The sequence below is a fragment of the Flavobacterium sp. UBA4854 genome (genome assembly GCF_002399805.1).
In the GTDB taxonomy this organism is placed as follows: Bacteria; Bacteroidota; Bacteroidia; order Flavobacteriales; family Flavobacteriaceae; genus Flavobacterium; species Flavobacterium ginsengisoli.
The window spans coordinates 1-3,444 of the sequence record NZ_DHEI01000022.1; the positions used below are offsets into that span (position 1 = coordinate 1).

Annotated in this window: 4 protein-coding genes; all 4 read right to left on the reverse strand. The window is 30.4% G+C overall.

The window, feature by feature from the left end:
- A partial coding sequence (locus tag B3J44_RS02515; protein ID WP_286965554.1) for an SDR family NAD(P)-dependent oxidoreductase occupies nucleotides 1–1,319 on the reverse strand: 1,319 nt, incomplete at its 3' end.
- A gap of 85 nt (nucleotides 1,320–1,404) precedes the next feature.
- The gene (rfbA, locus tag B3J44_RS02520; protein WP_286965555.1) at nucleotides 1,405–2,289 is read right to left on the reverse strand and encodes a glucose-1-phosphate thymidylyltransferase RfbA; all 885 of its coding nucleotides are present in this window, start codon (nucleotides 2,287–2,289) and stop codon (nucleotides 1,405–1,407) included.
- 68 nt (nucleotides 2,290–2,357) lie between these two features.
- Nucleotides 2,358–3,203 carry a dTDP-4-dehydrorhamnose reductase gene (rfbD, locus tag B3J44_RS02525; RefSeq protein ID WP_286965557.1) on the reverse strand — a complete coding sequence of 282 codons (846 nt, stop codon included), beginning with the start codon at nucleotides 3,201–3,203 and terminating at the stop codon, nucleotides 2,358–2,360.
- A partial coding sequence (locus B3J44_RS02530) for a dTDP-4-dehydrorhamnose 3,5-epimerase (RefSeq protein WP_286965558.1) occupies nucleotides 3,203–3,444 on the reverse strand: 242 nt, incomplete at its 5' end. The genes B3J44_RS02530 and rfbD, both read right to left, overlap by 1 nt.

A 3,444-nucleotide genomic window follows, 5' to 3' on the forward strand; every position in this document is an offset into this window, starting at 1 on the left:
GCTTTATCTGTAGAAACCATTACAAATTTCTTCACATGATATTTACAAGCCAAATCAGCAAGGTTTTTAGTCCCTTTGATATTAGTTTGAATTGCCTGAGAAGGATTTTCTTCCATCAAAGGTACATGCTTATAAGCTGCAGCATGAAAAACTACATGTGGATTATAATTTTTAAAAACCTTATCTAAAGCTTTTTTACTTCTTACGTCTGCAATTACCGCAACAATTTTAGTGCTTACATTCATTGCTTGAGTTTCCAAACACAAATTATGCAATGGTGTTTCTGCATGATCTAAGACGATAACATTTTTTGGATTAAAATTCAAAACTTGCCTTACAATCTCACTTCCTATCGATCCTGCTGCTCCTGTAATTAAAATTGTTTTATCTTTTAACTGCTTAGAAATAGATCTACTATCTAGAACTATAGGTTTTCTTTCTAACAGGTCTTCGATTTGGATATTCTTAACTTTTTGCGAAATTTCTTTTTGATTTTCCCAATCTGAAATAAGAGGTACTGTATATACTCTGTAATTAAACTCCAAACATTGATCAACTATAATAAGCTGTTCGTCTTTGCTTAAACTTTTATCTGCAATAATTACACCTTCTGCAGCTACAGAACGCATTAAAGCAGGCAACTTCTTTCTTAAAATAAGGATAGGAAGATCTAGCATACGTTTAGACGCATTCTGATTATTCTTATCAACAAAACCAACTATTTTAAAACGAGAAGGGCTTTCAAATTTTAATGCATTTGCAACAGAAATTGCATTAGCATCTGTGCCATAAATTACAGTTCTAATTAATTTAGTCGTAGCTTTTTCAGAAAAATACATTTCAAATGTCTGTTTTACTACAACACGATATAAGAAAAGTCCACAAAAAGACAATACTAAATTAATAAAAAGAGCAGTATTTAAAAATGCTTTATGGCCTGTATATAATTCAAATATTAAATTTATAAACAAGAAAAATACAAGAACAGACATTTGAGAAAACAACAATTTTATTGCATCTATATAAGAAGAATGCCTAATGATTCCTGAGTATGTTCTAAAAAGCCAGAAAAAAAACACATTGGCAATAATTAATCCTGCAACAAAGAAAAAATTATGAGAAGTAATAAGATACCCTATTGCTGTACCTTCAAAAAGCAAATAGGTAAGACAAAAAGAAAAAACCAAAACCATTACATCTATAGCAACAATAATCCATCTAGGTAAATAACTTAGATTATTAATATTTGCCCGAAGATTTCTTGGCGAAAAGGTATTATATAACAAAGAGGTTATATTATTTGGTTTGTCTGTATTCAATTGTTCTTTTTTTTAAGTGCCTTTAATCCGACATTTATACAAAAATACAAATTAAAGATTTTAAATAATTAGTTAAAGATACAAATTAAATTTTAACACTTTTTTTCTTTTGTTTTAGAAAATCTATTAAATATGATCCATATCCTGATTTTAACAATGGTTGTGCTAACTTTTCAAGTTGTTGATCATCAATAAAACCTTGTCTCCAAGCAATTTCTTCAATGCAACCAATTTTCAGCCCTTGTCTTTCCTCAATTACTTGAACAAATTGTCCTGCCTGCATCAAACTATTAAATGTTCCTGTATCTAACCAAGCTGTTCCTCTACTTAATATTCCAACTTTTAACTGTCCTTTTTCAAGATAAACTTTATTTACATCTGTTATTTCATATTCACCACGTGAACTTGGCTTAATATTTTTGGCAATTTCTACTACAGAATTATCATAAAAATATAAGCCTGGAACAGCATAATTAGATTTTGGTTCCAAAGGTTTTTCTTCTATTGAAATTGCATTTTTGTTTTCGTCAAATTCTACTACTCCATACCTTTCAGGATCTGCAACGTGATAGGCAAACACAACTCCTCCATCTGGATTAGCATTATCTTTTAAAAGTTGCTGCATGTTTGTCCCAAAAAAGATATTGTCTCCTAACACTAAAGCCACTTTGTCTTTGCCTATAAACTCTTCTCCAATAACAAAAGCTTGAGCCAAACCATTTGGATCTGGTTGTTCTGCATAACTAAACTTACAACCAATCGCGCTTCCATCACCAAGAAGTTTTCTAAAATGAGGCAAATCATGAGGTGTAGAGATTATCAAAATTTCACTAATTCCTGCCATCATCAAAGTTGATAATGGGTAGTATATCATGGGTTTATCATATACGGGCATTAACTGCTTACTAACCGCTAAAGTTAATGGGTGTAATCTTGTGCCAGAACCTCCAGCTAATATAATCCCTTTCATAAATTTTAATTTTAGTATTTTAAACTTTGACTTTAATCAGAATATAAAAATCAAACTCAATTTTTATATTATAGAAATATCTTTTTTAAACTTTCTTTATAATATGGAATTTCTAAATTATAGATTGATTTTATTTTATTTTTATCTAATAATGAGAAACTCGGTCTTTTTGCAGGTGTTGGGTATGAAGAAGATGGAATACCGTATACTTTGCAATTATAATTTCCTAACTCTTTAATGCTCAAAGCAAATTCATACCAGCTTATTTCTCCTTCGTTAGAATAATTATATATTCCTGAAATCCAATTTGGTGAATTAACAATATTGATCATTGCCTGCGCTAGATCAGCTGCATAAGTTGGTGAACCAACTTGATCATTCACAACACTTATCTCTTCTTTCTCTTGCATTAAGCGTTGCATAGTTTTTACAAAGTTATTTCCAAATTTACTGTAAACCCAAGAAGTTCTAATAACAATTGAATCTGGATTTTGCTTCATACATGCAATTTCTCCTGCTAATTTACTTTCCCCATACGCATTAATAGGATTTGTCAATGCTTCTTCATTTAAAGCAACTGACGAAGTACCATCGAAAACATAATCTGTGGACACATGAATTAACTTCACATTATTTTCTGAAGCATATTTAGCAATTATTTCTACTGCCGAAAAATTTACTGTAAAAGCGAGATCTTTTTCTGTTTCAGCTTTATCAACTGCAGTATAAGCACCACAATTAAAAATCACATTTGCTTTAATATCATTTAATTGAATAGGTAAAAGATCTAGATTGTCTAATGTGACTTTTAATCTATCTGCAAAAATCCATTCATATTCAGGATATTTTGACGATAAGACTGAAAGTTCCGATCCTAATTGCCCATTTGCGCCTGTTATAAGAATTTTTTTCATTAGAATAGACTGTTACAATTTTCTATAAAAGGAAGTATTTGATCTTTATCAGAAACGATTGCATCCTTCAAATCCATTCCCCAATCAATATTTAGAGAAGGGTCATCATATTTGATTCCTCCTTCAGAAGCTTTATTATAAAATTGATCACATTTATACATTACTGATGCGGTTTCACTAATAACCGAAAATCCATGAGCAAATCCCTGAGGAACTAGCAATTGCTTTTTATTTTCAGATG